General features: G+C 66.9%; 3 protein-coding genes and 2 pseudogenes. All 5 read right to left on the reverse strand.

Going from position 1 to position 2708, the window contains the following annotated elements; all coding sequences use genetic code 11:
• Positions 1-266: pseudogene (locus RWR81_RS13480) on the reverse strand (F0F1 ATP synthase subunit B); the annotation flags it as partial.
• Positions 266-475: an ATP synthase F0 subunit C gene (gene atpE / locus RWR81_RS13485; RefSeq protein WP_009233409.1), complete on the reverse strand. Its 210-nt coding sequence runs from the start codon at positions 473-475 to the stop codon at positions 266-268. The gene atpE and the pseudogene RWR81_RS13480, both read right to left, overlap by 1 nt.
• A 77-nt stretch (positions 476-552) precedes the next feature.
• Positions 553-1425, reverse strand: coding sequence for a F0F1 ATP synthase subunit A (gene atpB / locus RWR81_RS13490; RefSeq protein WP_314458217.1), 873 nt, complete (start codon positions 1423-1425; stop codon positions 553-555).
• A gap of 209 nt (positions 1426-1634) precedes the next feature.
• Positions 1635-2096 (reverse strand): pseudouridine synthase, encoded by a 462-nt coding sequence (locus RWR81_RS13495; RefSeq protein ID WP_314458218.1) that lies wholly within the window; start codon positions 2094-2096, stop codon positions 1635-1637.
• A pseudogene (locus tag RWR81_RS13500) lies at positions 2093-2708 on the reverse strand (undecaprenyl/decaprenyl-phosphate alpha-N-acetylglucosaminyl 1-phosphate transferase); the annotation flags it as partial. The gene RWR81_RS13495 and the pseudogene RWR81_RS13500, both read right to left, overlap by 4 nt.

Below are 2708 nucleotides of genomic sequence, written 5' to 3' on the forward strand. Positions count from 1 at the left end.
GCCTCGCGGCGGGCCTCGTCCACGAGCCGGGCGGCGCGCTTCTCAGCATCGGACTGGTCCTGCTTGGCCTTGTCGGCCAGGTCGAGGCCCTCCTGGATGCGCCGGGCACGCTCGTCCAGGACGGCGTAGAGCCGGGGCAGAGCGAAACGGCCCACCACCAGGAGGATGAGCAGGAGGACGACCGCCGCCCAGAAGATCTCGTAGAGCGGGGGCAGGATGAAGGCCGTGCCTCCTCCCTGCCCGCCCTCGGCAGCCAGGGGAAGCATCACTTGACGACGAGCGGCAGGACGAAACCGATCAGGCCCAGGGCCTCGACCATGCCCGCGCCGATGATCATGTTGGTGAACAGGCGTCCGGCCACCTCGGGCTGACGAGCAGTGGCCTCCTGGGTCTTGCCGACCAGCAGGCCGATGCCGATGCCCGGGCCGAGCGTGGCCAGGCCGTAGCCGACGTATGCGAGCGCAGTGAGGGACATATGTGGTTCCTTCTTTCTGGCGCCGAGTGGCGCAGGTGGGGTCGGTGGAAGAGTCGCAGGCGACGTACCAGTGACGTCTAGTGGGCCTCGATGGAGAGCTTGATGTAGACGGCGCTGAGAATCGTGAAGATGTAGGCCTGCAGGATCGCGACGAACACCTCGAACAGTGTCACCACAATCATGGCGGCGCCGGTCAGCAGGCTGATCGTCGAGGAGGCCTGCAGATGGAGGAGCAGGCTGGTGGTTCCGAAGAAGGTCATGCCGAGCAGCAGGTGCCCGGAGACCATGTTGCACAGCAGACGCAGGGTGAGCGTCACCGGCCGAACAATGAAGTTCGAGAGGAACTCGATGGGGGTGATGAGCAGGTACATTGCTTTGGGCAGGCCGGGCGGGAAGAGCTGGGAGGCGAAGAAGTGCCCGATCCCCTGCTCCTTGATCCCGGCACCGATGAAGGTGATGTAGGTCAGGGCGGCGAACACCATGGGAACGGCCACCACGGAGGAGGCCGCGATGTTGAGGCCCGGGATGATGCCGGAGAGATTCATGGCGAGCACGCCCAGGAAGAGGGTCCCGAGCAGAGGCGCGAAGCGACGGCCGTTCTTGTTGCCCAGAAGCATGAGGGCCACATTGCTGCGCACGAAGTCCGCGATGATCTCCAGCAGTGCCTGCCCGCGTCCGGGAACCAGCCTGAAGCGGCGGGCGGCGGCGAGGCCCAGTGTCAGGCACAGGAGGCCCCCCATGACGAGGCGGACGAAGGTGAGGCGATTGAACTCCAGGAGAGTCCCCTCACCGAAGATGACCTCGGGGAAGAAGTCCCCGACGCTGGGCGAGTGAGGGTGCTGAGTGAAGGCGGGCACGGCGGTCAGCGCGATGACGGCGACCAGGACAACCAGGAGCACCCAGTACCACAGCGGTTTGACGAACGGCTTGGCGCCAGCCGTCCGCGGCACGGCGTCGTCGTCGACTACCGTGCCGTTCTCGGTGACGGTGTTGGTGGACAGGAGATCCTCCCGATGTCTTTCACGCTTCGAGGCCTATCCTCACAGGCCTGCTAATCACTGGCAATGCTAGCGCTTAGGGATGTTTCAACGAAGCGAACCGACAAGCCTCCTGCCGGTTGCCGAGCTCGCCGCCTTCTGCGAACCAACCTGGGCACTGGTCAGGACCGGCGGGTTGAGTCGTCCGCTATCGGCTCCACAGCAAGGATTCGCGCCTGCGCGAGCACCGTCGCCTCCGCGAACATGCCCACCAGAATCGCGGCGATGAGTGAGATCCCAATCACCCTGGTGTCACACCCCAGTATGCGCCCTCCCAGGAGGGCCGCAGCCAGGATCGAGACTTTCCCAAGATATCCGCCGGCCAACCAGGCCACGAGACCCCCCATGGAGGAGCGAACCATACGGTCCAGGAACCACCAGGTCGCCGCCAGCAGCACCGTCGTCGAGCCCGCCGCGGCCAGCAGCGTCCCCAGTGGACGGGCCATGGCACCGCGGGGACCGCCGATGAGGCACCACAGGGCCTCACCAACCACAAGGACCACGGTGGCCGCGGTGAGGATCCGGCGCAGTCGGGCGGAGGCCTCGTGCAGGGTGCGGGCGTTCGTGCGCTGCGCTTCGATCATCGGAGCGCCCCTTCAGGCGGCCTGGACGGGGCTCCCGCGGCGGTGCCGTGAGGTGCCTGCCCCTCGGCCGGGCGCGTCACCGCACCGGTTCCCGAGACGTTGCGGGAGATGACGATCCGCTGCTCCTGACGGTCCCGGCGTCGGCGCAGCGCCGCACGCAGGCCGTGGCGCACTCCGGGCATGAGGTCCACGGTGACGACGAAGGCGAACAGGGCTGCGATGGCGGCCCCCACCATGACCCAGGGCAATGGGAAGAAGGCCATGGCGGCCACGGGGAAGGAGGCGACGGCGGCCCACAGATACATCACCAGCACGGCGCGGCGATGGGAGTGCCCGGCCGCCAGGAGCCGATGGTGCATGTGCATGCGGTCAGGATGGGTGGGACTGAGCCCTTTCCTGGTTCGGCGCACGATCGCCATCATCATATCGGTCAGGGGCAGCAGGAGGACCGCCAGCGGCAGGAGGATCGGCATGAAGGCGGGCAGCGCGCGCGAACCGTCGAAGCTACCGGGGTCGATCTGCCCGGTAACGATGATGGTGGAGGCGGCCGAGACCAACCCCAGCTGCATCGCCCCGGAGTCGCCCATGAAGATGGTGGCCGGGTTGAAGTTG

Source organism: uncultured Actinomyces sp. (genome assembly GCF_963526355.1).
Lineage (GTDB): Bacteria > Actinomycetota > Actinomycetes > Actinomycetales > Actinomycetaceae > Actinomyces.